Source organism: Marinobacter sp. LA51, from assembly GCF_030297175.1.
Lineage (GTDB): Bacteria > Pseudomonadota > Gammaproteobacteria > Pseudomonadales > Oleiphilaceae > Marinobacter > Marinobacter apostichopi.
On record NZ_AP028070.1, the window covers coordinates 3,364,016 to 3,389,748 of the forward strand.

Genomic DNA, 25,733 nt, shown 5'->3' on the forward strand with positions numbered 1-25,733 from the left:
GTTCGCTTACCTCTGTTTTCCCGGTGCACTAACCCTGGCTCGGGAGACTTGGATGGCGCACGGCGGCCACAACCAGCAGGGCCCAGGCCATCATAAAACAAAGCCCGCCCAGGGGTGTGAGTGGTCCAATCCAGCGCAGGTCGGTCAATACCAACAGGTACAGGCTACCACTGAACAGCACAATACCGGCGGCAAACAACACCGCAGCAGCCGTCAGCAACCGTCGACTGAGCGAGGTTAATGCCAGCAGCGCCACCAGTACCAGAGCAATGGCGTGGTTCATTTGATAAGTGACGGCAGTCTGGAAAACCTCAAGGCTGCGCGCATCCAGCGTACCCCTGAGACCATGACTGCCAAAGGCTCCGGCCATGACAGCCAGCAACGCCGCCCCGGCACCAAGACCCAGCGGCAGTCGCATGATGCCGGGCCCGGATTTTACGCGCTCAGCACTCACAGTGGATCTTTTCTCCCGTGTCCAGGTTCATCATGGTGAGCACACCACCCCAGACACAACCGGTATCCAGACCAATGAACTGATCGCTGCCCGTTTGTCCCTCCAGCGCTGCCCAATGACCAAACACCACACGCACGTTATCTGGCCGGGCATACGTGAACCAGGGAGCATACCCCTTGGGTGCGTGCTCGGCCGACTCCTTGGTCGCCAGCTCCAGCGCCCCGTCCGCGTTGATAAAGCGCATGCGGGTAAAGTAATTGGTGATTGCCCGCCAACGGTCCATGCCCTCCAAGCTCTCATGCCAGCAGGCCGGCTCATTGCCGTACATGTGGGTGAAATAGTATTCAGCCTCGTCGCTCCGAATCACCGACTCCACTTCCCGGGCGTACGCCATGGTCTGGTCCGCACTCCAGATGTGGGGCACACCGGCATGAACCATGATCAGATTGCGATCCGGGTCGTGAACACTCAGGTTCTGCTGGCGCAACCAGGCCACAAGCCGGTCGTGATCGGGGGCTTCGAGAATATCCGCCAGAGTGTCTTTACGCTTTGGCGGGTGTCCGCCCAGCGCCACCGCCAGCAAGTGCAGATCGTGATTACCCAGCACCACCACCGCGGAACTGCCCAGACTCTCAAGGTATCTCAGTGTTTCCAATGACGACGGGCCACGATTGATCAGGTCGCCGGCGACCCACAACCGATCCCGCGACGGCGAGAACTCAACCTTGGCCAGGACATCCCGCATGCGGTCGTAACAACCCTGAATATCGCCAATGGCGTAGTCAGTCATTACTTACCTCTTCGGAGCCGGCATCTGTGGCCTTCTGATCAACCAGCAGATCGGCAATCAGAACATAGTCGGCAAGACTGAGGTTTTCCGGTCGCAGGCCATCGTTGATGCCAAGGCTTTGCAGCTGGTCGACGGTGATCAGGCTACCCAGTGCCTTGCGCAGGGTCTTGCGCCGGGCGTTAAACGCGGTGCGAACCACCGCCTGCAGCGTGCCAAGGTCTTTGGCCGGATGCGGCAGACTGTCATGGGGCACCAGGCGAACAATGGCCGAATCCACTTTCGGCGCCGGCCGGAATGCGCCGGGGCCAACTTCAAACAGCGGCTGCACCTTGCAGAAGTACTGCGCCATGATGCCCAGGCGACCGTAGTTGTTATCACCGGGCACTGCCGCCAGTCGCTGCACCACTTCCTTTTGCAGCATGAAGTGCATGTCCTTGACCACCCCTGCCTGCCCCAGCAGATGAAAGATCAGGGGCGTGGAAATATTGTACGGCAGGTTACCGATGATCCGCAGACCCCGACCGTTGTCAGCCAACTGGCTGAAGTCGAAGCTGAGGGCATCGGCCTCGTGGATACGAAATTCCGGGTAGTTGAAGAACTTGGTCCGCAACACCGGAATCAGATCACGATCAAGCTCCACTACCTGCAACCTGGGGTTCACCGCAAGGATTTCTTCCGTGATTGCCCCTAGACCCGGGCCGATTTCCACCAGCGTGTCCTCGGGTTTCGGGTGGATCGAACGAACGATGCGCTCGATCACGCCAGGGTCGTGGAGAAAGTTCTGACCAAATCGCTTTCGGGCCTGGTGGCCGGCTTTGTTACTCACGGACGGTTCTCTTGGTTAACGACATTTCGACAGCGAGCCATTTGTGCGCCCACGCGGATTGCCGTCTGCAGGCTGCCCGCATCGGCGGTACCGGTTCCAGCCAGATCCAGGGCAGTGCCGTGATCAACGGAGGTCCGGACAATAGGCAGGCCCAGGGTGATGTTCACCGCCCGGCCAAAGCCCTGGAATTTCAACACCGGCAGGCCCTGGTCGTGATACATCGCCAGGACGGCATCGGCATCATCCAGCCAATGCGGCGTAAACAGGGTATCGGCGGGCAAGGGACCGGTCAGCTGTATGCCTTCGGCCCTGAGTTGCTCAAGCGCCGGCTCAATGGTCTCGATTTCCTCGCGGCCAAGGTGCCCGCCCTCCCCGGCATGGGGATTCAGGCCGGCGACCAAAATACGCGGCTGCTCAAGCCCGAAAAACGCCTTCAGGTCGGCATTGAGAATCCGGGTTACCTGAGACAGCCGCTCCGGCGTAATGGCCGCGGACACGTCTTTCAGCGGTAAGTGGGTGGTCACAAGCGCGACCCGAAGGTCCTCCGTTGCCAGCATCATGACCACGCGCTCAACGCCGCACAATTCCTGCAGGAATTCGGTGTGGCCGCTGAACGCGATGCCGGCCTCGTTGATCACCCCCTTGTGCACCGGGGCCGTGACCATACCATCGAAGTCGCCACGCAGGCAGCCATGGGCGGCCGTACGCAGCGTCTCCAGCACATAGCTGCTGTTGGCCGGATCAAGCACACCGGCTTCGGTACTGGCGCAACCATCGACCACGAGGACCGAGAGCTCACCAGCCCCGGTGGAAGGACGCTGGCCCGGCTGCCAGTCATGCAGGGTCACATCCAGCCCCAGCTGCTCGGCGCGGGCGGCCAGCAGCGTTTTGCTGGCAACCACCACAATGCCCTCGTCCCGATGCTGCGTAGCCAGCTGCAGGCACAGTTCCGGGCCGATGCCCGCGGGCTCACCCGCGGTCAGAGCAAGGATCACCGGATCGGTCATGACTCGCTGCTGTCTCCATCGGCAGTTTCTTCACGGGCGTACTCGCCCTTGAATTCAACAAACGCTTCGTCCCGAATCTCACGCAACCAGTTCTGCAGCTCGGTTTCCGATTTGCGACGGTAAATTGCCTGGCGCGCTTCGGCTTTTTTCACGTCACCACTGATGTCCTTCTGACGGCGCTCCTGCACCTGCAGGATGTGCCAGCCAAACTGCGAGCGGAAGGGTCCGCGCAATTCACCCAGGTTCGCCTCCAGCATGGCCTGCTCAAATGCCGGCACCATCTGGCCCCGGTTGACCCAGCCAAGATTACCGCCGTCGGAGCCGGAGACCGGGTCGTCAGAGTACTCCCGGGCCATATCCGCAAAGTCTGCGCCCTGTTCAAGCCGGTTGTAGATATCGCGAATCTTGGCTTCGGCGCTGGCATCGGGCACCGCCTCGGAGGGGCGAATCAGAATGTGCCGTACCTTGTGCTGCTGAATGACCTGCTGCTCGCCACCGCCGCGCTTATCCAACACCATAACCAGGTGGAAACCGCTGTTGTTTTCAAGCACCACGGAGGGCGAGCCCACTTCGAGCTCGGGCACCACCGGTGCCACCAGCGACGGAAGCTGGCTTTCGGTACGCCAGCCCATATTACCGCCCTCAAGGGCGTTGCTGGCGTCTGACTCCGCTACCGCAACTTCCCGGAAATCACGGCCATCGACGATCTGCTGGCGCAGATCCTGGGCACGTTCACGGGTCGCGGCCACGGAGGCTTCGTCACTCGGATCGTCCACTTCAATGAAAATGTAGGCCAGCTGGTACTCGGCGGTGTTTTGGCCAGACGCATCCAGCGCCTCCAGATAATTCTCGATTTCACGATCAGTTACCCGCACCCGGTTGCCAACCTGGCGCTGCTGCACCCGGCTGGTCAGCATCTCGTTGCGGATCTGTTCCCGAGCCTGGCGGAAGGTCACACCTTCGGACGCCAGCTGCTGCTCAAACTGAACCATGGTCATGCCGTTGCGCTCAACGATGTTGTCCATGGTTTCGTTCAGTTCGTTGTCACTGATTCGCATGCCCAGCTTATCCGCTCGCTGGAGCTGGATGGATTCGGTGATCAGCTGCTCCAGCACCCGCTCTTCAAGGACATCACGAGGCGGCAACCCCGTGCCCTGGGCGCGCAGCCGGGTGGTGATGGTATTGATGCGAGCATTGAGCTCAGTCTGCAGAATGACGTCGTCATCAACAATCGCAACCACCTGGTCAAGCAGCTTGCGCTCCGCCTGCGCCGATAGCGACAGGGCAACGGCCGCGACCAACAGCAACGTTTGTACAGCATGGCGAAGGGTCGCCTTCATAAACACCTCTTGATAATAAATGGGCTGCGGGCACCGTGGCCGGGTGTTAGTCCGAACTCCGGTCAGGGAGTTCCAAACCGACGACGCTCCCGCTCTTCAAAACCATAAATAGCCTCGGATATGCGGGTAGACGAGCCACCACTGCCACCGAGTCCTTTTAGCTGAATCTGGAACAGCAACCGGGTTTCCAGTTCACTGTCATCGGTCAGGTAGTTCTGGTGCACCACCTGAACGCTCCAGCAGCAATTGTTGTATTCCAGCCCGGCCAGGGATCCAACCGTGCGATCAAGACTGGAATCATAAACCCATCGACCGATCAGGCTAACACGATCAGAGACCGGTAAAACCCCGGCGATGTCCGACTGTTCAAGCTCATCCTTGCTGTAGGTGTGACCCAGGCTGGCCAGATAGCGATAGTCCTCGGAATGGTATATCAACTGGCTGCGACCTTCCTCGGTTTCACCGGTCTCCGGATCCCACAAGCCAGATGACCGGATATCCAGAGTATCCAGCGGCGACAGAACCACCTCACCGGCCAGGGGTGACCGAGACCGGGTGCCCGCGCCCTCACCAAACAGGGTTACCTCGCGATCCTGGAAGTACTGAACCTGGCCGATACTGAAGCGGGCTCGCTCGGCACCGGTGACCAGATCGTTGAACCGGCTGGTAACCGCCACCGTCAGCTGGTTGGTGTCACCCACCCGGTCGCCACCGGTGAACCGATCCGGCTGGAACAGCTGATCAAAGCGAAACGCCTGCAGATCGGTGTCGAAATCCGGAATGTCGTTCTGATCCGTTTCGGCATCGGCCCAGGCGTAATAGAGCCGAGGTTCCAGGGTCTGGTTGTAAGGCACGTCAAACAGGCTGGACTGTCGATCAAAGTACAGGCCGTTATCCCATTCGGCGATCGGCACCGTGCGATCAATGCTCTCGTCACCGAGGGTGTAATCTTCAAGCTCGTAGCGAGTGTAATCCACGCTCACCGATGGCCGACTGAAGCCCCACAGCGCCCGCATCGGCAACGCCAACTCCGGCACCGCGCGCAGGCGCTGGCCATTGGCCCGATCCAACCCGGTCAAGTTCTCATTGTCGCGATAGAACACGGTGTACTGGCTTTCCAGACCGGCTTCCAGCCAGCCCATTTCCCGGGTGGCACCGTAAAGCACCTCCGGCAGCTGAGCATAGGGCTTGTTGACGTCGGCGATGCTGTCACTGATGGTCTGGTAGTCGTTCAGGTAGGTCTCAAAGTACTGATTCCGGTCCCGATACCGCACGCCGCCCCGACGCTGCAGGTGTGTGGCCTGATTGATTTCCAGGCTGCGGTTCAGGTCACTCAGGTAGTCTTCATCGCTGACCACCGAATAGTCGCCATAGCCGGTCCAGCCGCTGCCAATGTTGGCGCGGGTGGTGACATCCAGCGCCCAACGCTCACCGTCTTCACCCGGGTTCTCATCGGTGTAGGCCGAATCGTTGTCAATGTAGCCGAGCTGCAGCACAGATTCGCCCCAGCGGCTCAGGTACCGGCCCTCGGCTTCGTTGAACAGGCCGCGGCCGTGAATATATTGAGGAGTCAGGGTGGCGTCATAATGCGGTGCCAGGTTCAGGTAATAGGGCACTGAGACAAAGGCACCGCTGCCGGCACTGGAGGACCCGAAAGACGGATACAGGAAGCCGGTCTTGCGCCGGTCATCAATGGGGAAACTGGCCCAGGGCCAGTAAAACACCGGCACATCGAGCACCTCAAGGCGCACGTGTTTGGCAGTACCAAAACCCTCGGCCTGATTGAGATGAATATCCGATGCGACAATGGCCCAGTCGTTCTGCTGGGGGCCACAGGTGGTCAGCATGCCATCACGGATGTCGACCTGGCTCTCGTTCAGCCGCGTCAGGCTGCCAGCCTGGCCGCGCATTTCAGCACGGTGAATCAGGAAGGTAGCGGTGTTGATATCGAACCGTCCGGAATCGACGTTGTACTCGGCGCTGTCACCGGTGAGCAGAAAACCCTCGCCCCGGCTGACCAGCGGCCCCTGAACCGAAACCCGACCTTCAGACTGACTGTAGCGCGCTTCAGATCCGCTGACTTCGAAACCGCCCTGGCGCACCCGGACATCGCCCTCAAGAAAGAGCGTGCGATCAATTTCATAGCGGGCATTCAGCCCGCTGGCCTCGACCGGGGCTGGCCCAGCGCCGGATTCGCCGAGCATGGCGCCGGCACCCGCGTCGTGGCCGTCGGCGCCGGACGGCAGATAACCACCGTCACAGAATACCGGCAGGCGCTCGCGCGCCGACTCTGGCAACTGCGCCCTTGGGCGCCAGTCGATTTCCGCCGCAGTCGGGGCAGACTGGGCGAGCACCGAAAGCGGCGCCGCCCCCAGGATCGCGATCGCCACACACCTGCCGAACCGGAGCGCAGGCCTTTGCAGATGGCGATCGGAAATTGGCACGGTGACGGCTTCCTGTTGCTGGTCAGTGAATCGACGGCATGATTATGGGCATGACTGCGCATCACTGCGCAACACCACGAAAGCAGCCTAGTTTACACGTGCCCTAAGGGGTTGTTAACGGAAAGTCCGCTGCAAAACCGATTTACCGTCTTTATACTCGTCTGCTAACTTTCGCTGTCATCGATCATCCATTTTTTCCAGGGAAGCCAGCCGCATCATGGATACCCGTCAGAAGTTGCTGACCAACTGGGTCAGGCAGTTCAATGGCCTGTCCGAAGCCATCGCCGAGCCGGTTTCCGGTGACGCCAGCTTTCGGCGTTATTTCAGGGTCTGGCGCGATGACCAGCGCCAGCAACCCACTCCGCTGATTGTCATGGACGCGCCTCCGGAGCACGAGGACTGCACTGCTTTTCTCGCCATTGCCCGGCACTGGCACCGGCGCGGCATCCACGTGCCCGAGATCCTGCAAACTGACCTCGAACAGGGGTTCCTGCTGCTGGAAGACTTCGGTGACAACCTGATGCTAGCCGAACTGAAGGACAGCAACGCCGATCGTCTGTATCACGGCGCGCTGACCGAGCTGGTGCAGATCCAGCAGCTGGCCGCACCCGACGACTATCCGCTGCCGCCCTACGATGCCCCGTTGCTGGACCGTGAGATGGCCCTGTTCCCGGACTGGCTGCTCGAGCAATACCTCGGTCTGAGCCTCGACAACACGGAACGGGCCCTGCTCGATACCGCATTCACTTTCCTGCGGGAAAGTGCCCTGGCACAGCCGGAAGTGACTGTGCACAGGGACTACCACTCCCGCAACCTGCTGGTCGCCGACAACACCGACCGTCCGGGTGTCATTGATTTCCAGGATGCGGTCTGCGGGCCGGTCACCTACGACGCTGTGTCGTTGCTGAAGGACTGCTATATCCACTGGCCCGAGGAGGCCATTTGTCGCTGGCTCGAGTTTTTCCGCCAGCGCAGCGCCGACGCCGGGCTGCACCGGGCCGACGCCGAAACCTTCCGCCAGTGGTTTGAACTGATGGGCATGCAACGGCACCTGAAAGCCGCTGGCATCTTTGCCCGCCTGGCGATCCGCGATGGCAAGGAAGGTTACCTGGCCGACATTCCCCGTACGGTGAACTACCTGATCATCGCCAGCCACCGGCAACCGGCCCTGCGCCATTTCCACGAGTGGCTCAGCGCCGTGGTCATGCCGGCCATCGAACAACGCATCGGTGCGGCGCCGAATCAGGAGCAAACCCCGCAGTGAAAGCGATGATCCTGGCCGCCGGCAAGGGCGAACGAATGCGCCCGCTGACCCTGACCACGCCCAAGCCCTTGCTTACGGCCGGAGGCAAGCCACTGATTGTGCACCACCTGGAGCGGCTGCACACCGCCGGCTTCCGCAATGTGGTCATCAACCATGCCTGGCTGGGTGAGCAGATTGAATCAGCGCTGGGCACCGGTGAGGATTTTGGCCTGTCGATTCAGTACTCCCGTGAAGGCGAGCCACTGGAAACCGCCGGAGGTATCGTTCGCGCCCTTCCCCAATTAACCAGTGCTGATTGCGATTGGTTTCTGGTGATCAATGGCGACATCTGGTGCGACTTCCCGCTCTCCGAGCTGGCACCACCGGCCGACTGCGACGCGTTACTGGTGCTGACCCCCAATCCTGAGCACCATCCGGCGGGCGACTTCCAGCTCCACGCCGATGGCACCGTCACCGAGGACGGCCCCGACAAACTCACCTTCACCGGTATCAGCCTGCTGCACCGCCGGCTGTTTCAGGGCCTGGACGACCAATCCGGCAAACTCGGCCCGGTTCTGCGCGAAGCTATGAGAGACCAACGCGTTCGCGGCGTCGAACACCGTGGCCAGTGGGTCGATGTGGGTACGCCGGAACGCCTGCAGGCCCTGGACCAGACCCTCAAACACAGGAAGCCCTGAGCTATGGTGGACAGCACGGAGCAGCCACTACTACCGGGCCGGATCGAAGCGGAATTCACCAGCCTGCTGCGGGAGTTGTCGTCCTGTGGCCATCAAACCTCGACCCTGCTCGAGCGCACCCGACTGCCAGGCTGGTGTCGGCTGCCGCTGTTCTATTTCCTCGGCTATATCGCCAAGGCCGAAGGCCGGGTCAGTGAAGCCGACATTCGCTACGCCGAGGGCCTGATCAAGGCGCTCAAGCTTTCCCAGCGTCAGCGCCGCCGAGCCATCAACTGGTTCCAGCGTGGCAAGTCCGCGGAGCAAATACCGAGACTGCGGGGCCTATCCCTGCGCCTGAGCAACCGGATCTGGCCCGCACCGGCGCTAATCGTAGCGATTTGCCTGTGTCACGCCGCCCAGCTGATGGGCCGCCCTGGCAAACAGCGCCGCTATCGCTGCGAAGATGCGATTGATCAGATTGGCCTGCCGGTGGCGGTCAGCGATGACATTTTCGACAGCTACGCCAGCAAGGTCTGGATCCGCCACGCCGAAAACCTGGCCAAGCCAACCAGCTACGAACAGGCCTGTGAACTATTGGGGGTGACCCGCCGGGACGCCCTGATCGACATCAAGCGGGCCTACAAGAAGAAGGTATCTGGCTGTCATCCGGACAAGCTGGCGCAGCAGCAAGTCAGCAATGAAGAGCGTGCCCTGGCCAAGGAGCGCCTGCTGCGGTACCAACAGGCCTGGGAACTAGTCAAGCGTCGGCACCGGGCAATGCGATAGGAGCTGGTTTTCAGCGGGTTTTGAGCCAGGCATCGATGCGACCAGCAAGGGTGCCCGCGCCATGGGCCGACAGCGGTCGACTAATCGCCACCGGCTGACGATCCAGCTGCTCAACACCGGCGCGGCGCAAATCGGCCCAACGCCGCTGACTTGCCGCGCTGGCCTCCCCCCGGCTGCCATATAGCTCCAGTATTGCCACCTCGCTGCCACTGAACAGCTTGTCTGCCAAGGCAATGGCATCGCGGGGATAGAATTCCGGTGCCACCCAGATCAATGCCGGTGCCCCTTGAAGCTCGCCATCAGTCGACATCAGGTGGCTGCTGGCCCTGCCCAGCCCAACCAGCGACGGCTGGTCATAGCCTCGCTCCGTCAGCACAGCGGCGGCGGCCGCCAGACTCTCGCGAACCCGATTCCGATAGACCTGCTCCGGATTTTCGCCGGTAGGCGAGGCCATGACATCAATCATCACCGACGAGTCGTCAGTGCTATCATCCTTGGCCTCTTCGGCACCGTCCTCCGCGTCGGCATCAGCGGGTTCCGGCTGCGCCTCCAGATACCGTTGCAGCGGCGGCGAAGGCGCCGGCAGCCCCACCGCCAGCACCGACCAGCCCTTGGCCGTCAGGTGCCGGCTCAGCTCGTCGGCGACACCGGCGGCGGCGTTATCGCCAACATCCGCCAGAATCACCAGAGCGCCGTTGGCCGGCGGCTCCTGTTCCGGATAAAACAGCCCCAGGGTACGACCACCGCTCTCAAGCTCCAGCCAGACCGCCGCCTCCGGGCGCAACCGACTCAATGCATTGTCCGCCAGCTCGGTAGCCACCGCCGGCCTGATGGTCGCGGCAGTTGTCGCCCCTGCGCTTGCCGGCTCTTCGCCATCGGCGGCGGCCACGGCATAGCCCATCCAGCCCACCAGCAACAGGCCGCCCAGCAGTTGTTTGATCACCTCACTACCGACTCTACGCACAGATCCTGACTCTTTGGCTACGAAAAAAGCGCTTCAAACTGCTAGACTAGCATTCCTTTTATACTCTGTGCGGCAGGGATTGCTCGACACGCCCATCTCGTCGCATGCGCGCGCCAAAATCTTTGAGAGATCCTGAGAGAGCCATCATGAATCCATACCTGATTGCCCCATCCATTTTGTCTGCCGATTTTGCCCGCCTGGGCGAGGAAGTTGATAACGTATTGGCCGCCGGCGCCGACGTGGTTCACTTCGACGTGATGGACAATCACTATGTGCCTAACCTGACCATTGGCCCCATGGTCTGCAAGGCGCTGCGCAAGCACGGCGTTACTGCCCCTATCGATGTTCACCTGATGGTGTCTCCGGTTGATGACCTGATCCGCCAGTTCATCGACGCTGGCGCCAGCTACATCACCTTCCACCCGGAAGCGAGCAACCACATCGACCGCTCCCTGCAATTGATTCGTGACGGCGGCTGCAAGGCCGGTCTGGTCTTCAACCCAGCCACACCGCTGCACTACATGGATCATGTCATGGACAAGCTCGACATGGTCCTGATGATGTCGGTAAACCCGGGCTTTGGTGGCCAGAAATTCATTCCCGGCACCCTGGATAAGCTGCGGGAGGCGCGCAAGCGTATCGACGCCAGCAACTTCAATATCCGCCTGGAAATCGACGGCGGTGTGAAAACCGAAAACATCCGGGAAATCGCCGAAGCAGGCGCCGACACCTTTGTTGCCGGCTCAGCGATTTTCAACACCGATGATTACAAGACCACCATCGACGCTATGCGCGAAGAACTGGAGCAGGCACGTAAGGCGATCGGCCAATGAGTCTGACGGGCCTGTTCAATCCGCGTTGGCCTGGAGTGGCGCTGTTTGATCTGGACGGCACCCTGGTCGACAGCGCCCCGGATCTGGCAGCCGCCGTGGACCAGATGCTCGAGCACCTCGGCCGATCACCGGTCGGCATTGACCGGGTCCGTGAGTGGGTCGGTAATGGCGCCAGTGTGCTGGTGCGACGCGCCCTGGCCCGCCAGACCGACTGGGAACCGGCCCAACCGAAGGACGATGCCCTGTTCAACGATGCCCTGGCGATCTTCTTTCACGCCTACGAACAGATCAACGGTCAACACGCGGTGGTGTACGATGGCGTCGAGGCTTGCCTCGCCAAGCTCAAGGAGCACGGCTGCAAACTGGCGGTGGTGACCAACAAGCCAGAACAGTTTGTCGCGCCGCTGCTGGAGCAGATGGGCCTGGACCATTGGTTCGACCTGTCGGTCGGTGGCGACACCCTGCCGGTCAAGAAACCTGACCCGGCGCCGCTGGTGCACGCCATGACAACTCTGGGCGGCACCCGCGGCACCACGGTGATGGTGGGCGATTCGTCGGCCGATATTGATGCGGCCCTGGCGGCCGGCCTGCCTTGCGTTGCTGTCCGCTATGGCTATAACTTTGGCCAGTCGGTGGATGCCCTGGGCGCAGACGCGGTTGTTGATTCGCTGGCCGAGCTTTTGTAATCTCAAAGGACTTAACCTTGATCACTTCATTTCGGGAGATTCCTGCCGTGCAGGGACTGAATCTGACTGCAGCGCGAGGCACTCTCACTACCCGCGCGACACGATGGTGGCGATGGCGCACCGGCTAAACCAGCCCGGCTGCTGACCGGCTATGGCCAGTTCAGCACGCGACTATCCGGACGGCCCGCCCAACTCCCGAGCCGCCCGAACGCAGATCAGACTTCAGGGAAACAAGACATGACACCCGAGCAATTTACCGAGCTCGCCCACGCCGGCTTTAACCGCATTCCGGTCTATCGCGAGGTTCTCGCGGATCTCGACACCCCCCTCAGCACCTATCTGAAACTGGCGAGCGGCCCGTATTCGTACCTGTTCGAATCGGTCCAGGGCGGCGAAAAATGGGGCCGTTACTCAATCATCGGCCTGCCCAGCCACGAGGTGCTGAAAATCTTTGATCACCGCATCGAAGTGCGCCGCGGCGGGGAGTTGGTGGAAGAAGCCGAGGTGGAGGATCCACTGGCGTTCGTCGAGGACTATCAAGCCCGTTTCAACGCCCCGGATCTGGAACAACTGCCCCGTTTTAACGGTGGTCTGGTCGGCTATTTCGGCTACGACACCGTGCGCTACATCGAAAAGCGCCTGCGCAAGAGCTGCCCGCCGGACAAGATCGGCACCCCGGATATCCTGCTGATGGTGTCGGACGAAATCGTGGTGTTCGATAACCTGCGCGGCAAACTGCACCTGATTGTCCATGCTGATCCAAGCGTTGAGGGTGCCTACGAACAGGCCCTGGCCCGGATCGATGAACTTGAGGGCCAGCTGCACCGGCAGACCGCCGACGCTCCCCGCACCCCGGCGCACCTGCGTGGCAAGACCGTGGACGAGAGCGACTTCATTTCCGGCTTCAGCCAGGACAAATTCGAGGCCGCTGTCGGCAAGATCAAGGAATACGTGCTCGACGGTGATGTCATGCAAACCGTAATCTCCCAGCGCATGTCAATTCCGTTCGAGGCGCCGCCGCTGAACCTGTACCGCTCCCTGCGCGTACTGAATCCCTCGCCGTACATGTATTTCCTGGATCTGGACGATTTCCACATCGTCGGTTCCTCACCAGAAATTCTGGCCCGCGTGGAAGACGAGGAAGTGACGGTCCGGCCCATCGCCGGAACCCGTAAACGGGGCGCCACCGAGGCCGAAGACAAGGCGCTGGAATCAGAATTGCTGGCCGACCCGAAAGAAATTGCCGAACACCTGATGCTGATTGATCTCGGCCGTAACGACGCCGGGCGAGTGGCGGAAACCGGCACCGTGCGCCTGACCGACAAAATGATCGTGGAGCGCTATTCCCACGTTATGCACATCGTCTCCAACGTTACCGGCCGGCTGAACGAGGGCACCAGCTGTCTGGATGTGCTGCGGGCCACCCTGCCTGCGGGCACCCTCAGTGGCGCACCCAAGATCCGAGCCATGGAGATCATCGACGAGCTCGAGCCGGTCAAGCGCGGGGTCTACGGCGGCGCCGTGGGCTATCTGTCGTTCAACGGAAACATGGACACCGCCATCGCCATCCGCACCGCGGTGATCAAGGACAACACCCTGCATATCCAGGCCGGTGCCGGCGTGGTGGCGGATTCGGTGCCCCGCCTTGAGTGGAAGGAAACCATGAATAAGGGCCGCGCGATCTTCCGCGCGGTAGCCATGACCTACAACGATTTCGACCACTGAGGCGGAGGAACGATTTATGTTGCTGATGATCGATAACTACGATTCCTTCACCTACAACGTGGTGCAGTATCTGGCCGAACTGGGCGCCGACGTTCAGGTGTACCGAAACGACGAAATTACCGTGGAGCAGATCGAGGCGCTGAAGCCGGAGCGTATCGTGGTCTCTCCGGGCCCATGCACACCCAATGAGGCCGGTGTGTCCATGGCGGTGATTCGCCACTTCGCCGGCAAACTGCCGATCCTGGGCGTCTGTCTGGGCCACCAGGCCATCGGCCAGGTCTACGGCGGCGACGTCATCCGCGCCGGGCGCGTCATGCACGGCAAGGTATCGCCGGTTTACCACCAGGACACAGGCGTGTTCCGGGGCCTGAACAACCCCTTGCAGGCCACTCGCTACCACAGCCTGGTGATTGACCAGAACACGCTGCCGGACTGCCTGGAAGTAACCGCCTGGACCCGCAACGACGACGGCTCCATCGAAGAGATTATGGGCGTGCGACACAAGACCCTGCCCATTGAAGGCGTTCAGTTCCACCCGGAGTCCATCATGACCGAGCAGGGACACGAACTGCTGCGCAACTTCCTGAGACGCTGAATCAGCCAATGACAATGGAGAGCCCCAACACCATGGACATGAAAGAAGCTCTGAACCGGATTGCCTCCAACCTGGACCTGTCCCGGGACGAGATGAAACAGGTTATGCGCATCGTCATGAAGGGCGAGGCCACCGACTCGCAGATCGGGGCCTTCCTGATGGGCCTGCGCCTCAAGAGCGAGACCATCGATGAAATCACCGGGGCCACCGAAGTCATGCGCGAGCTGGCCACCGGCGTCACCGTCAAGGCCGAACCCCTGGTAGACATTGTCGGCACCGGCGGCGACGGCGCCAACCTGTTCAACGTGTCGTCGGCGGCCGCTTTCGTGGTCGCCGCCGCCGGCGGTTTTGTCGCCAAGCACGGCAACCGCGGGGTATCGTCCAAGAGCGGCAGTGCCGACCTGATCGAAAAGGCCGGCATCAATCTCAACATGTCGCCGGAACAGGTGGCCCGATGCATTGAACAGATTGGTGTTGGTTTCATGTTCGCCCCGGCCCATCATGGCGCCATGAAGCACGCCATTGGCCCGCGCAAGGAACTTGGTTGCCGCACCATCTTCAACATCCTCGGCCCGATGACCAACCCGGCTGGCGTTAAACGCCAGCTGCTCGGGGTATTTACCAGGGATCTGTGCCGGCCGATGGCAGAAGTACTGCAGCGCCTGGGCTCCGAGCACATCATGGTGGTGTGCTCCAAGGACGGACTGGACGAAATCAGCCTGGCCAGCCCAACCCACGTGGCCGAACTGAAAGACGGTGAGATCACCGAATACGACATCACCCCGGAAGATCTGGGCATCAAGAGTGAGTCCCTGGTCGGCCTGACCGTGGACAGCTCCGAGGACTCCCTGAAGCTGATCCGGGCCGCCTTTGGCCGCGGCCACGACGAAATGGCCGAGAAAGCCCGCGACTTGATCGCCCTGAACGCCGGCGCAGCGATTTACGTAGCCGGCCTGGCCGCCACCCCGAAAGACGGGGTAGAACTGGCTCTGGACGCCATCGGCTCCGGCCTGGCCGCCGGCAAGATGTCCGAACTGGCCGACTTTTCCCAGTGTTTCTGAGCGACAGCACCCATGACTGACCGACACAACGACCGCACCCCCACCATCCTGCGCAAGATTGTTGAGCGCAAATGGGAAGAAATTGCCGATCGCAAAGCGAAGATCAGCATCGACGACCTGAAGTCGATGGCAGGCGACCAGGCGCCGACGCGAGGCTTTGCCAAGGGCCTGCGCAACCGAATTGAAAGCCAGGCGCCGGCGGTAATCGCGGAGATCAAGAAAGCCTCACCCAGCAAGGGGATATTACGGGACCCGTTCGAGCCGGCAGTCATTGCCGAAAGCTACGAGGAAGGCGGCGCAGCCTGTCTGTCGGTACTCACCGACAGGGACTTTTTCCAGGGCCACGAAGATTACCTGGTTGCCGCCCGCAATGCCTGCAGCCTGCCAGTCATCCGCAAAGATTTCATGGTAGCGCCCTACCAGGTGTACGAAAGCCGGGCCATCGGCGCCGACTGCATCCTGCTGATCGCCGCCTGCCTGACCAAGGACCAAATGCAGGAGCTGGAAGGCATTGCCCACGAAATTGGCCTGGATGTGCTGGTGGAAGTGCACAACGGAGAAGAGTTGGACGACGCGCTGACCCTCAAAACCCCGTTGGTGGGCATCAACAACCGCAACCTGCACACCTTCGAGGTGTCGCTCGACACCACCTTCGACCTGCACGAACGCATTGGCAAGGATCGCCTGAGCATCACCGAAAGCGGCATCATGACCCGCGCCGATGTGCAGGCCATGACCGAGCGGGGAATCTACGGTTTTCTGGTAGGTGAGTCGTTTATGCGTGCAGAAGATCCCGGCAAGAAATTGCAGGAATTGTTCTTCTAAGGGCGCTCACTCAAATGCCCGAACGGGGCGGCGGGTAGAGCCGCCCCGTCCACAAAGCTAAAAGCCTACGTCACTCACCTGCACCCGCCAGCGCCTCCTGCAACAGCTCCAGCAGATGCGCCGGCATTCCTTCTGCCAGCTTAAGCGCCGCCTCATGCCCCCGTGGCGACATCTTGCCCCAGGTTCGACGTACGATTCTCAGCCACTTCTCGCGATCATAATCCGCTTTCTCTTCATAGAAATCGGCAAAGTAACGCTCCAGGAACACCATACAAGCGACGTCTTCCAGCAGCTGAGTATCCGCATCCTGACGCAATTCGCGCTTGGTCAAGATCGTTTCCACCTTGTCGCACTCGGCCGCCTCGTAACCACAGTCGGCCATGATCTCGGCGGCCCGGCGCCCGTGCATGCGACCGCAGGCCTGGCGCCATTGGTAGTACGCCTTGCGGCCTTCCGGGTAATCCGTGCGCGGAATGGTCCAGCGTTCGATGTGCTGGGCCCGGCAGGCAATCTGCATCCGCTCGGAGGGCTCCGATTCCAGCGCGAACAGCCAACGGGTCATGTGCTGGCTGTAGGCGTACTCCCGCGGCAACGACTCGCCATCAACAGTTTCCCGATTCGGGTCGGCGCGGTTGGCGCCATCAATCTTGTCCAATGCACAGGTCAGTTGTGCCGAGGCGGTCATGCCGGTCTCCTGTCGGTTGTCATCAAGGCTGTGATCTTACCCGATGCTCAGCGAGTTACCATGGTCTGGGCGCTCTTGACCAGATCGTCCGAACTTCCCGGGCGCTCCGGTTTGTGAATGCCGGCCGCACAACCGGGGCGCTCATAGAGCTCATTGACCCAGCGCATCAAATGCTCAAGCCCCTCCACAGAGGCGCCGGACCAGTTATGGGTACGCACCCAGGCCCAATTGGCAAAGTCGGCAATGGTGATCTCGTCGCCGGCCAGATAGCGGGACTGTCCCAGGCGCGTGTCCAGCACCTCGAACAGGCGCCGACACTCGTGCTGGTAGCGATCAATGGCCGGCTGGATCTTCTCCGGAAAATAACGGTAGAACACATTCGCCTGACCCATCATCGGCCCTACTCCGCCCATCTGGAACATCAGCCATTGCAGAGCCTGTGAACGCACCTTTGGGTCGGCGGGGTAGAACTGGCCATATTTTTCAGCCAGGTAAACCATGATCGCGCCAGATTCGAACACCACGAAATCGTCGTTATCGCGATCAACGATAACCGGGATACGGCCATTGGGATTCATCGCCAGAAATTCCGGAGTTTTTTGTGCACCCTTGGACAGGTCGATCGGGATCAGGTTGTACTCAACCCCCATCTCTTCGAGCAATACAGACACTTTGTGGCCATTGGGGGTCGGCGACGTATAGAGATCAATCAAGGCATTCTCCTTATTCAGATGAACGGGGGGGCATCACCAGCGGAACTAAACCTGTGCCGATGGCCGCGCTTTGATGCGCTCAAACCAGGCCTGAAGGTTGGTTTGCTCAGGCTTGATACGAATATTGATCACCCGGGCAAAGGCAATGGTGGTGAAGGCATTGATATCCGCCGCAGTGAAGCGATCGAGGCAGATGTACTCCTTGCCTTCAAGCTGCTTGTTCAGGAAGTGCAGGAATTTCTCAACCTGCTGGCCGCAGTCCTCACCCCACTCCTTGATCGGATTCATACGATCTTTGAAGTAGCCGCTGGTGTGCTGAAAACACATGCCGGTGGGCATGAAGAAAAACAGCTCGATCCAACGCATCCACTGTTCCAGTTGCGCCTTCTCAAGCGGCGTATCACCCAGCAGGCTTGGACTGTCCGGATAGCTTTCCTCGAAATAGCGACAGATCGCCATGGTTTCCGCGATGCAGGTGCCTTCATCCAGTTCCATCACCGGTACTTTCTTCATAGGATTCTTGGCGACGTATTCCGGTGTCAGGTTCTCGCCTTTCTGCAGATCAATCTCGACAAATTCGGCCTTATCGAGCAGGCCCTTCTCGGCCAGGAACATGCGCACGCGGCGAGGATTGGGGGCGGTTTTGGTCTCAAAGATCTTCATTGTTGTTGGCTCCGTTCCGGACGGTTGAGTGTGACTACCAGCGGCAGACAAAGGCTGAGCCTGCCCCGAACAGAGAGTTGCGTCAAGCAACCAATACTAGCGTGACAGCCAGGCCAACAGTTGTCGGATAATCCAGTCCGGGTCGTCAATGACCAGATCGTGGCCGGCATCCGGATGCAGTTTCAGCGTCCACTGCCAGCGCTGCTCAAGGTCCGCACTGCACCTCCAGTGCACCATCCGATCGCCCCGACTGGCCAGTAGCAGCGCTTCGGGCATGGGTCTCTTGGACGCTGGTTTAAAGCGGGCCGCGGCGGCAATCTGCCGGCCCGCATTGCGAATACTGACCGGGCGCTGGCGCTGGATTCGATACCACTGCTTGATCAGTTCCAGGGGCGGAACACGATTGGAGGTCAATCGGAGCAGATCTCGCTCCCGCTCGAACAATTCGCGACGGACCAGCAGCCGAACCAGTCTGGGCCAGGCGCCCGGACGCATTCGTTGCCAGAACGGGCTGAACCCCGAGCTGGTATTGACCAGGACCAGATTCTGGAGTTCACCCTCCGGGGCATGCTGGGCCCAGTCCAATGCCACCATGCCGCCCATGGACAACGCCAGGACACTAAAAGGCTTGGGGATGTGAGCAACCTGCCGCCGGACTGCCTCACGAATACCAATGATGGTGTCTGGGCTGGGTTCGCGAAAATGAACACCTGTGCCCGGTAAATCGACCGGGTGGAAGCGGTGTTCCGGAAAGGCCGATTGCAGACGCTGGGGAAAGTCACCCCAGTGCGCCTGTTCGCGGGTAAGGCCCCGCAACAGAATCCAGTCCATGCTATTGCGCGTCCCGATACCAATGCATGATCGCGGCTTCTCTCAGCATGAACTCCTCCTCCCGGGCCGGCAACCAGTTTTCATGGGCGGCCGCGGCACTGAGCAGGAAATCCAACCAGGCCAGGTGACTACGCAACACCCGTTTGTGCCGGTGCGGAGCCTGGGGATTAAACAGACCATCGAGCCGTAACAACTGCCGCGGCCGTTTACGCACCCAGCGCCAGGACCCCATTTCCAGCGTGAGCGGCAGGAACACCCCGTCGCTGGTACGATTCACCTGCTTGTAGAAATAATCCCAAAGATCGCCATGGGTCAGGTAATGGCGCGACTGGGGCTCAAACTGGTAATCATGGTTGGGATACGCCTGCTCCCAGATCAGCTTCAGCGCCATCACCGAGGCGATGCGCCGCATTGGGCGCCGGCGGTAGGCGTAGGGAAACCAGATCTGGTCCTTCCAGCCAAAGCCGGAGTGGCAATCCAACGCCACACTGAACGGCCGACCGGGAACCACATCGTTGATCACCGACTCAAGCGCCAGATTCTCGGCTTCCATGCCCTGCTCCGGGTCTCCGATGTACCAGGGTAACCGGGTTGACAATCGCTGACCGCCGAGCATGAACGCACTGCGCTCCTGAGCCACGATGGGGGCATTGCGCATCAGATCTACGCCACCCGGATTGCTGCGCTGATTCAGGAACATGCCACCGGGATTGAGAATTGGCAGAATGGTCACCCGCACGGTCTGCAGCAACTGTCGCAGACTGTCATCCCAGCGCAGCCGGGCCAGGACTGATTCCAGCCAGGCTATGACCACCTGAGTACCAATGCGCTCCAGACCATGCACCCCGCCAACCAACACCACCGATGGCGCGTCGGGTCGCTCGGAGCCCAAATCCACCCGATAGATGGGCAATGACATTTCAGCAACCCGTATGCGATCAAGAATCCGGGTGGTGACCGACGTCGGAGCCTCCGCCAACAGGCGTTCCAACTGCACCAACTCTGGCAGGAACGATCGCAGCAAACGACGCTGGCGACTGTCTCGGGTGGCTTGTTCTGCCGAGATGGCGGTGTGCGGTGTCAGTATCCGCAATTCTGTCATGATGCGCTCCCCCCTAAACGGACGGAGTTTAATCGGAGAATGCTACAAAGCTTTGACAGGCTGACCGCTCTCACCAACTAATGAGTAGCCAAAGCGGACATATATTTAGGATCAAACTTGTATCCCTGCTCAAGATCTTTATCCTGAACCGTATGTAATGTCAGAGACCTACTGATTTTGGTTACCAGATCCAAGAAAAAAAATATTGCCCCCACTCCGATCTGTTACGGCCCCCGAACCGTAATTCGTGGACTATCATCAATGTACAAGCAACTAATTAGCCAACCCCGATAAGGAGAAGTGACTATGCGCAAGATTATGTCTGCTGCGCTGTTGTGTGCAGCTGCCACCCCAGGACTTGCCCAAGCCAATGAATGTGGCGAAGTGTCCATTACCGAAATGAACTGGGCCTCTGCCTCCGTGGTCACCAACGTCGCCAAGTTCGTGATGGAACAGGGCTACGGTTGCGAAGTGGCCGTGGTTCCGTCCGACACCGTACCTGCGATCACCTCCGTTGCTGAAAACGGTGAGCCGGACATTGTGACCGAGCTGTGGGTTAATTCCACTGGCGAAGTTTTCAACCGCCTGGAAAAAGAAGGCAAGATCGTTCGCCTTGGTGAAGTGCTATCACCCGGCGGCGTAGAAGGCTGGTGGCTTCCGACTTACGTGGTCGACGAGCATCCGGAACTGAAAACCATTGACGGCATCATGGCCAACCCCGAGCTGGTCGAAGCCCGCTTCAACAACTGCCCGGACGGCTGGGGCTGCCGGATTGTGAACGACAACCTGATCCGCGCCCTGAACCTCGAAGACTCCGGTATCGAAGTCTTCAATCACGGCTCTGGTGAAACCTTGGCCTCGTCCATGGCTTCAGCTGTACAGAACGAAGAGCCCTGGTTCGGCTACTACTGGGGCCCGACCGTACCGCTGGGCAAGTTCGACATGACCCGCATTGACCTTGGCGAATACGATGCCGACGCCCACGCCGCCAACGGCAACAAGGACATCGACAACCCCCGCGTTTCCGACTTCCCGGCCGCACCGGTGCTGACCGCAGTCACCACGAGCTTCCAGGAGCGCGAACCGGAAATTGCCGAGATGTTGGGCAAGATGACCTTCAAGACCGAAACCATGAGCCAGGTACTGGCGTGGAAAAGCGACAACAACGCTTCTGCCGAAGAAGCTGCGGTCTACTTCCTGAGCAACAACACCGACACCTGGAGAGACTGGCTGAACGACTCGGCTCGTGAGCGTCTCGCGGCGATCCTGGGCGAGTAATACTTTCCGTTTGAGGCAGGGCCCGCACCGGCCCTGCCTACCTTCCACTCACTAATCCGATGTCCGTTGACCTGGCGGAGATACGCGCAGGAACCTGACGAATCATGGCTACTTACGACGCTCTATTTTCTTCACTCGGTCTGGAAGACTGGTGCTCCGAGGGCAAGAGTGACGCCCCAATGTCCATGGCACAGCTGCTGTCAAAAACAAAAGGCGGGGAACCCACCGAAACCTCTTTGTGGGACCTACCCTTTCCTTCCATGGATGCCCTGAATAAAGCCTGCTCGGCTTTCCCTCAATCCCGGGAACTGACCAAAGGCCTGGAAGAAGGCTTCCTTGCGGTCAAGGACAGCATGAGTGTGGTCCTTGACCCAATCACCCAACCGCTGAGCTGGGCTCTGGATGGCACCTTGTACGCCATGCTCAGCGCCCCCTGGTGGATTGTCATCCCGTTGCTGCTGGTGGTGGTGTTCGTGGTGAGCAAGTCCTGGAAACTGGTCGGTTTTGTCGCCGCCAGCTTCGTTACCCTGGCGTTCATCGACTACTACACCTACGCCATGCAAACATTGGCGATTATTTTTGTCTGCGCCTTCCTCTGCGTCCTGCTAGGGGTCCCCATTGGCATTGCCATGTCCCGAAGCGACCTAATGCAACGCATAACGATCCCGGTGCTGGACATGCTGCAAACCCTGCCACCGTTCGTGTACCTGATCCCGCTGATCTTCCTGTTCAGCGTGACCGAGTCCAAGCTGTACGGCATTGCCATCATCCTGTACGCCATTGTTCCGGTCATCCGGTTGACCAACCTTGGCATCCGACTGGTGGACAAAGACGTGATTGAGGCCGCCGATGCCTTCGGCATGACGCCTCGACAGAAGCTGTTCAAGGTCCAGATCCCGCTCGCGCTCCCCAATATCATGGCGGGGGTAAACCAGACCATCATGATGAGCCTGGCCATGGTCGTGATCGCCTCCCTGGTGTCTGCACCGGGTCTCGGCGTTCTGGTACTGCGCGGCATCCGAAACCTGGAACTGGGCGTGGGCCTGGTATCCGGCCTCGGCATCGTGATTCTGGCCGTGATCCTCGACCGGGTCACCAAAGCTTCTTTGGCACGCATCAATGCCTCCCAAAAGCACTGAGGACAGAGACGTGGATAAAGACATCAAGATTTCCATCAAGAACCTGTACAAGATCTTTGGCCCGACACCGGATGTCGGGCTGGAATACGTGCGCCGCGGTATGAACAAGGCCGACCTGCTGGAAAAGCAGAACCACGTGCTGGGCCTACGCGACATCAACGTCGATATGCGTGATGGCGAAATCACCGTGATCATGGGACTGTCCGGCTCCGGCAAATCAACGCTGATCCGACACCTTAACCGCTTGATTGAACCGACCGCCGGCGAGATTCGTTTTGGCGACGAAGACGTCATGCAGTACGACGAAACCGAGCTGCGCAAGCTCCGGCGCGAGCGTATGTCGATGGTGTTCCAGAAGTTCGCCCTGCTGCCGCACCGAACGGTACTGGACAATGCGGGCATGGCGATGGATGTGCGCGGCAAGAAAACCGAGGACTACGAAGCGGAAGCCCGCAAGTGGCTGGCCCGGGTTGGCCTGGAAGGCAACGAAAACCAGTACCCGCACCAGTTGTCCGGCGGCATGCAGCAGCGCGTGGGCATTGCCCGAGCGCTGGTGTCCAACGCACCGGTCATGTTGATGGACGAAGCCTTCTCGGCGCTCGATCCGCTGATTCGCTCTGATATGCAGGACCTGCTACTGGAGCTTCAGGAAGAGCTGAAAAAGACCATTGTCTTTATTACGCACGACCTGGATGAGGCGCTGAAACTGGCCGACCATCTGGTCATCCTGAAAGATGGTGAGGTGATCCAGCAGGGCGATCCCCAGGATATCCTGCTGAATCCGAATGACCCCTACATCATCGACTTCATCAGCGACATCAACCGGGCCCGGGTGCTCCGGGTTCGCTCGATCATGACCCAGCCAGACCGGGATGATATCGAGTACGCCGGCGACATCACCGAAAAGGATAACCTGGAGACAGTACTGTCCCGCTCCAAGGGCGACACCTCCCTGACCTTTCGGGTGGTGAGGGATGGCGAACAGATTGGCGCTCTGACGATGAAGGACCTGACTCGGGCACTGGTCCCTACTGAAGCCTCCAGCGAGAGGGACAACCGGGCCAATTAGGTCCAAACAGGATACAAAGCTCTCAGTACCGTCTATGATTGGGATTGAGCCGTGTTGGCGGCACCCTGGTCAAAAAACGATGCTGAGAGCCTTGCTCCTGATTTGCGTTACCTGCCTGACGGCGTGCTCGCCACCAGAAGAATCTCCCCCTGTTGCAGCACAAACCACCTCCGTTAATGCCTCTGCCACTACCGAAAACCAACCGCCTGAAGAACAACGCACGATCACGATTGCAGCCGATCCCTGGTGTCCGCACAACTGTACGGCAGGTGCCCAGCGCGAGGGGTATATGATCGAGATCGCCCGTGAGGCGTTCGCCCTGGCCCGTCTGGAGGTCGAGTACGTCAACATGAGTTGGGCCCGGGCACTGGAGCTGGCCGATGAAGGCTATATTGATGCGGTAGTCGGTGCTTTCACCCGGGATTCAACGGGTTTCGTGTATCCCGAAGAAGCCATCGGCTATGCGCGCACCGCTCTTTTTACCCATATTGAAAGTGACTGGACTTACCAAGGCATAGAATCGCTGCGCCAACAGACCCTGGTGACCATCAATGGCTATTCCTACTCATCGGAGCTTGATGCCTACATCGACAAGCACAGGGATAACCCGGAACGAGTCTGGATTTTATCTGGCCCGTCGCCGCTGAACCGGGCCATAGAAATGTTGGAGCACGACCGCTCAGATGTTCTCCCTGAAGACCTCGACGTGATGCAATGGACCCTCGGGCAACTGGGCAAGCAGGACAGTTTGCGCATGGTGGCCAAGCTGGAACGCTTACCCGTCTACATTGCCTTCTCGGAGGCTCGCCCCCAATCTGAGGAGTACGCCACCCTGTTAACCGAGGGCGTACGCAAGCTCAGGCAAAGTGGCCGCCTTGATGAGATTCTGGCGCGTTATAACGTGTCGTGGTCCGACTGAAAAGCCGACAGCAACCCAGACTCTGAGGTTAACAGCAGAAGCTCACCATGAGGCCCGATCCGAACCCTGGATGCCCGTTCCAAAGCCTCAATGAAACGGGCTTCCTGGGCCATGAGTGCGGGTGCGCAGGCCATTCGTGTCATCGCCAGCTCACTGACATCGATACCGCCTTCATTGGTCAGCTGGTAGCGGCCGGTGTAGCGATTGCACGAAGCCTGGCCGGCAATCCGATTGTCATCCATGAACCTCAGGGTCAGTTGTGACCGATCGATGATCCCTTCGGCAGCCAGATCCTCCACCACCCATTCGGCACCCCGAATCAGGCGCAGCGGATTACCGCCGCAGCCCTGATAACTCTGGCCATTAATGGTGAGTCGAACCTGATTCGGATACTGGGCTCCGGTTACCGGGTCCTGGCATAGTTGGTTTGCCACCGTCAGTGTCGCCCGGGTACCACTGGCTTCGGCCACGAATTCCCGCCCGTGACGGTTGGCGGTAACCAACTCACTCGGCAGCCTTAGCGACTGTTGATCTTCGTAAGGCGGATTCAGGACCAGCTCTGCACTCGACACATGGGCCTGCCAAATCGGGTCACTGCCCTGGGCGGTGAAGGGACGCTCCAGCGCACCCGGTGGCAGGCAATCGGGAAAGGTTTCGCCGCGAATGGTCAGTTCAGCCTGCTCGCCCTGACGCCGGAATCGGGTCGTGCTATCGCCCGGGGCCACGAACAGAGCTTCGGCGGCGCCGCTGTCAGGCTTCAGGAGGATGCGCTTGTCGCGGTAATCAATGCCCAAAAGCCGACGATCGGGATCGGCGGTGACACGAATGTTCAGCTGCCCGCAGGCGTATTGACTGACAACGGCAGGTGCTTTGGATTCGGTGTCTGACGGCGAGGAGGTGCAGGCCGACACCAACAAGCCGGCGGCGGCGATGACAGGCACTAGCCGTGCACGGTGTGGATACATGGTCAACGTCCTTTGTTTCTGTGATCCTGGCGCGACAGTGTAAGCCGCTGGCACGGCCATGACCACCGGCTGCCGCACACTCCTGTCCGCCGGCTTCTTCTGGCGGCGATTCG

General features: G+C 60.1%; 26 protein-coding genes. 13 read left to right on the forward strand and 13 right to left on the reverse strand.

Annotated features, from left to right (window positions below; genetic code table 11):
- Positions 1-28: 28 nt before the first annotated feature.
- From QUE89_RS15515 to QUE89_RS15540, 6 genes are all read right to left on the reverse strand, one after another.
- Positions 29-418, reverse strand: coding sequence for a DUF423 domain-containing protein (locus tag QUE89_RS15515; RefSeq protein ID WP_286222922.1), 390 nt, complete (start codon positions 416-418; stop codon positions 29-31).
- Positions 419-443: 25 nt separating this feature from the next.
- A complete protein-coding gene (locus tag QUE89_RS15520) occupies positions 444-1,244 on the reverse strand; it encodes a symmetrical bis(5'-nucleosyl)-tetraphosphatase (protein ID WP_286220945.1) in 801 nt (266 codons plus the stop codon).
- On the reverse strand, positions 1,237-2,070 hold the full coding sequence (gene rsmA / locus QUE89_RS15525) for a 16S rRNA (adenine(1518)-N(6)/adenine(1519)-N(6))-dimethyltransferase RsmA (protein WP_286220946.1): 834 nt from the start codon (positions 2,068-2,070) through the stop codon (positions 1,237-1,239). Before rsmA ends, QUE89_RS15520 begins: the two co-directional genes overlap by 8 nt.
- Positions 2,067-3,077, reverse strand: coding sequence for a 4-hydroxythreonine-4-phosphate dehydrogenase PdxA (gene pdxA / locus QUE89_RS15530; RefSeq protein ID WP_286220947.1), 1,011 nt, complete (start codon positions 3,075-3,077; stop codon positions 2,067-2,069). Before pdxA ends, rsmA begins: the two co-directional genes overlap by 4 nt.
- Complete coding sequence (locus QUE89_RS15535; RefSeq protein ID WP_286220948.1) at positions 3,074-4,417, reverse strand: peptidylprolyl isomerase; 1,344 nt, start codon at positions 4,415-4,417, stop codon at positions 3,074-3,076. Before QUE89_RS15535 ends, pdxA begins: the two co-directional genes overlap by 4 nt.
- A gap of 62 nt (positions 4,418-4,479) precedes the next feature.
- Positions 4,480-6,807: an LPS-assembly protein LptD gene (locus QUE89_RS15540; RefSeq protein ID WP_286222923.1), complete on the reverse strand. Its 2,328-nt coding sequence runs from the start codon at positions 6,805-6,807 to the stop codon at positions 4,480-4,482.
- A gap of 271 nt (positions 6,808-7,078) precedes the next feature.
- Here QUE89_RS15540 and QUE89_RS15545 point away from each other — a divergent pair, with 271 nt between their 5' ends.
- From QUE89_RS15545 to QUE89_RS15555, 3 genes are read left to right on the forward strand one after another with little or no spacing between them, the layout of a single operon-like run.
- Complete coding sequence (locus QUE89_RS15545) at positions 7,079-8,125, forward strand: aminoglycoside phosphotransferase family protein (protein WP_286220949.1); 1,047 nt, start codon at positions 7,079-7,081, stop codon at positions 8,123-8,125.
- Positions 8,122-8,802, forward strand: coding sequence for an N-acetylmuramate alpha-1-phosphate uridylyltransferase MurU (gene murU / locus QUE89_RS15550; protein ID WP_286220950.1), 681 nt, complete (start codon positions 8,122-8,124; stop codon positions 8,800-8,802). The genes QUE89_RS15545 and murU overlap by 4 nt, the downstream gene beginning before the upstream one ends.
- Positions 8,803-8,805: 3 nt before the next feature.
- Positions 8,806-9,567 (forward strand): co-chaperone DjlA, encoded by a 762-nt coding sequence (locus QUE89_RS15555; protein WP_286220951.1) that lies wholly within the window; start codon positions 8,806-8,808, stop codon positions 9,565-9,567.
- A gap of 10 nt (positions 9,568-9,577) precedes the next feature.
- Here QUE89_RS15555 and QUE89_RS15560 read toward each other — a convergent pair whose 3' ends face one another.
- Positions 9,578-10,531: a DUF3530 family protein gene (locus QUE89_RS15560; RefSeq protein WP_286220952.1), complete on the reverse strand. Its 954-nt coding sequence runs from the start codon at positions 10,529-10,531 to the stop codon at positions 9,578-9,580.
- 146 nt (positions 10,532-10,677) lie between these two features.
- Between QUE89_RS15560 and rpe the strand changes: the two genes are divergently transcribed.
- The 6 genes from rpe (at position 10,678) to trpC (ending at position 16,256) form a co-directional block, all read left to right on the forward strand.
- Positions 10,678-11,364 (forward strand): ribulose-phosphate 3-epimerase, encoded by a 687-nt coding sequence (gene rpe, locus QUE89_RS15565; RefSeq protein WP_286220953.1) that lies wholly within the window; start codon positions 10,678-10,680, stop codon positions 11,362-11,364.
- The gene (locus tag QUE89_RS15570; RefSeq protein ID WP_286220954.1) at positions 11,361-12,050 is read left to right on the forward strand and encodes a phosphoglycolate phosphatase; all 690 of its coding nucleotides are present in this window, start codon (positions 11,361-11,363) and stop codon (positions 12,048-12,050) included. The genes rpe and QUE89_RS15570 overlap by 4 nt, the downstream gene beginning before the upstream one ends.
- Before the next feature lie 237 nt (positions 12,051-12,287).
- The gene (gene trpE / locus QUE89_RS15575; protein WP_286220955.1) at positions 12,288-13,775 is read left to right on the forward strand and encodes an anthranilate synthase component I; all 1,488 of its coding nucleotides are present in this window, start codon (positions 12,288-12,290) and stop codon (positions 13,773-13,775) included.
- A gap of 16 nt (positions 13,776-13,791) precedes the next feature.
- Positions 13,792-14,370 carry an aminodeoxychorismate/anthranilate synthase component II gene (locus QUE89_RS15580; protein WP_286220956.1) on the forward strand — a complete coding sequence of 193 codons (579 nt, stop codon included), beginning with the start codon at positions 13,792-13,794 and terminating at the stop codon, positions 14,368-14,370.
- Between the two features lie 32 nt (positions 14,371-14,402).
- Positions 14,403-15,431, forward strand: coding sequence for an anthranilate phosphoribosyltransferase (gene trpD / locus QUE89_RS15585; RefSeq protein ID WP_286222924.1), 1,029 nt, complete (start codon positions 14,403-14,405; stop codon positions 15,429-15,431).
- Between the two features lie 12 nt (positions 15,432-15,443).
- Complete coding sequence (gene trpC / locus QUE89_RS15590; protein ID WP_286220957.1) at positions 15,444-16,256, forward strand: indole-3-glycerol phosphate synthase TrpC; 813 nt, start codon at positions 15,444-15,446, stop codon at positions 16,254-16,256.
- Positions 16,257-16,326: 70 nt separating this feature from the next.
- On the opposite strand, the gene QUE89_RS15595 is transcribed toward trpC, so the two are convergent.
- The 5 genes from QUE89_RS15595 to QUE89_RS15615 all read right to left on the reverse strand — a co-directional run bounded on the left by QUE89_RS15595 (position 16,327) and on the right by QUE89_RS15615 (position 20,250).
- Positions 16,327-16,941, reverse strand: coding sequence for a DUF4202 domain-containing protein (locus tag QUE89_RS15595; protein WP_286220958.1), 615 nt, complete (start codon positions 16,939-16,941; stop codon positions 16,327-16,329).
- Positions 16,942-16,988: 47 nt separating this feature from the next.
- Positions 16,989-17,654 carry a glutathione S-transferase family protein gene (locus QUE89_RS15600; protein WP_286220959.1) on the reverse strand — a complete coding sequence of 222 codons (666 nt, stop codon included), beginning with the start codon at positions 17,652-17,654 and terminating at the stop codon, positions 16,989-16,991.
- A gap of 45 nt (positions 17,655-17,699) precedes the next feature.
- Positions 17,700-18,317, reverse strand: coding sequence for a glutathione S-transferase family protein (locus tag QUE89_RS15605; RefSeq protein ID WP_286220960.1), 618 nt, complete (start codon positions 18,315-18,317; stop codon positions 17,700-17,702).
- A 96-nt stretch (positions 18,318-18,413) separates the two neighbouring features.
- A complete protein-coding gene (locus QUE89_RS15610) occupies positions 18,414-19,148 on the reverse strand; it encodes an alpha/beta fold hydrolase (RefSeq protein WP_286220961.1) in 735 nt (244 codons plus the stop codon).
- A gap of 1 nt (position 19,149) precedes the next feature.
- On the reverse strand, positions 19,150-20,250 hold the full coding sequence (locus tag QUE89_RS15615) for a M14 family zinc carboxypeptidase (RefSeq protein WP_286220962.1): 1,101 nt from the start codon (positions 20,248-20,250) through the stop codon (positions 19,150-19,152).
- 306 nt (positions 20,251-20,556) lie between these two features.
- Here QUE89_RS15615 and QUE89_RS15620 point away from each other — a divergent pair, with 306 nt between their 5' ends.
- The 4 genes from QUE89_RS15620 to QUE89_RS15635 all read left to right on the forward strand — a co-directional run bounded on the left by QUE89_RS15620 (position 20,557) and on the right by QUE89_RS15635 (position 24,655).
- Positions 20,557-21,528, forward strand: a complete 972-nt coding sequence (locus tag QUE89_RS15620) for an ABC transporter substrate-binding protein (protein ID WP_286220963.1) — start codon at positions 20,557-20,559, stop codon at positions 21,526-21,528.
- 104 nt (positions 21,529-21,632) lie between these two features.
- A complete protein-coding gene (locus QUE89_RS15625; protein ID WP_286220964.1) occupies positions 21,633-22,667 on the forward strand; it encodes an ABC transporter permease in 1,035 nt (344 codons plus the stop codon).
- A 10-nt stretch (positions 22,668-22,677) separates the two neighbouring features.
- Positions 22,678-23,736: a quaternary amine ABC transporter ATP-binding protein gene (locus QUE89_RS15630; protein ID WP_286220965.1), complete on the forward strand. Its 1,059-nt coding sequence runs from the start codon at positions 22,678-22,680 to the stop codon at positions 23,734-23,736.
- A gap of 289 nt (positions 23,737-24,025) precedes the next feature.
- Positions 24,026-24,655, forward strand: coding sequence for a substrate-binding periplasmic protein (locus tag QUE89_RS15635; RefSeq protein ID WP_286220966.1), 630 nt, complete (start codon positions 24,026-24,028; stop codon positions 24,653-24,655).
- On the opposite strand, the gene QUE89_RS15640 is transcribed toward QUE89_RS15635, so the two are convergent.
- Positions 24,631-25,620, reverse strand: a complete 990-nt coding sequence (locus tag QUE89_RS15640; RefSeq protein ID WP_286220967.1) for an META domain-containing protein — start codon at positions 25,618-25,620, stop codon at positions 24,631-24,633. The two genes, QUE89_RS15635 and QUE89_RS15640, sit on opposite strands and share 25 nt — an antisense overlap.
- Between the last annotated feature and the right edge of the window lie 113 nt (positions 25,621-25,733).

Coding starts and splice junctions, on each gene's coding strand:
- QUE89_RS15515 (WP_286222922.1), bottom strand. CDS start 418: ATGCGACTGCCGCTGGGTCTTGGTGCCGGGGCGGCGTTGCTGGCTGTC.
- QUE89_RS15520 (WP_286220945.1), bottom strand. CDS start 1,244: ATGACTGACTACGCCATTGGCGATATTCAGGGTTGTTACGACCGCATG.
- pdxA (WP_286220947.1), bottom strand. CDS start 3,077: ATGACCGATCCGGTGATCCTTGCTCTGACCGCGGGTGAGCCCGCGGGC.
- QUE89_RS15535 (WP_286220948.1), bottom strand. CDS start 4,417: ATGAAGGCGACCCTTCGCCATGCTGTACAAACGTTGCTGTTGGTCGCG.
- QUE89_RS15545 (WP_286220949.1), top strand. CDS start 7,079: ATGGATACCCGTCAGAAGTTGCTGACCAACTGGGTCAGGCAGTTCAAT.
- QUE89_RS15555 (WP_286220951.1), top strand. CDS start 8,806: ATGGTGGACAGCACGGAGCAGCCACTACTACCGGGCCGGATCGAAGCG.
- rpe (WP_286220953.1), top strand. CDS start 10,678: ATGAATCCATACCTGATTGCCCCATCCATTTTGTCTGCCGATTTTGCC.
- QUE89_RS15570 (WP_286220954.1), top strand. CDS start 11,361: ATGAGTCTGACGGGCCTGTTCAATCCGCGTTGGCCTGGAGTGGCGCTG.
- trpE (WP_286220955.1), top strand. CDS start 12,288: ATGACACCCGAGCAATTTACCGAGCTCGCCCACGCCGGCTTTAACCGC.
- QUE89_RS15580 (WP_286220956.1), top strand. CDS start 13,792: ATGTTGCTGATGATCGATAACTACGATTCCTTCACCTACAACGTGGTG.
- trpD (WP_286222924.1), top strand. CDS start 14,403: ATGGACATGAAAGAAGCTCTGAACCGGATTGCCTCCAACCTGGACCTG.
- trpC (WP_286220957.1), top strand. CDS start 15,444: ATGACTGACCGACACAACGACCGCACCCCCACCATCCTGCGCAAGATT.
- QUE89_RS15595 (WP_286220958.1), bottom strand. CDS start 16,941: ATGACCGCCTCGGCACAACTGACCTGTGCATTGGACAAGATTGATGGC.
- QUE89_RS15605 (WP_286220960.1), bottom strand. CDS start 18,317: ATGAAGATCTTTGAGACCAAAACCGCCCCCAATCCTCGCCGCGTGCGC.
- QUE89_RS15610 (WP_286220961.1), bottom strand. CDS start 19,148: ATGGACTGGATTCTGTTGCGGGGCCTTACCCGCGAACAGGCGCACTGG.
- QUE89_RS15615 (WP_286220962.1), bottom strand. CDS start 20,250: ATGACAGAATTGCGGATACTGACACCGCACACCGCCATCTCGGCAGAA.
- QUE89_RS15620 (WP_286220963.1), top strand. CDS start 20,557: ATGCGCAAGATTATGTCTGCTGCGCTGTTGTGTGCAGCTGCCACCCCA.
- QUE89_RS15625 (WP_286220964.1), top strand. CDS start 21,633: ATGGCTACTTACGACGCTCTATTTTCTTCACTCGGTCTGGAAGACTGG.
- QUE89_RS15635 (WP_286220966.1), top strand. CDS start 24,026: ATGATCGAGATCGCCCGTGAGGCGTTCGCCCTGGCCCGTCTGGAGGTC.
- QUE89_RS15640 (WP_286220967.1), bottom strand. CDS start 25,620: ATGTATCCACACCGTGCACGGCTAGTGCCTGTCATCGCCGCCGCCGGC.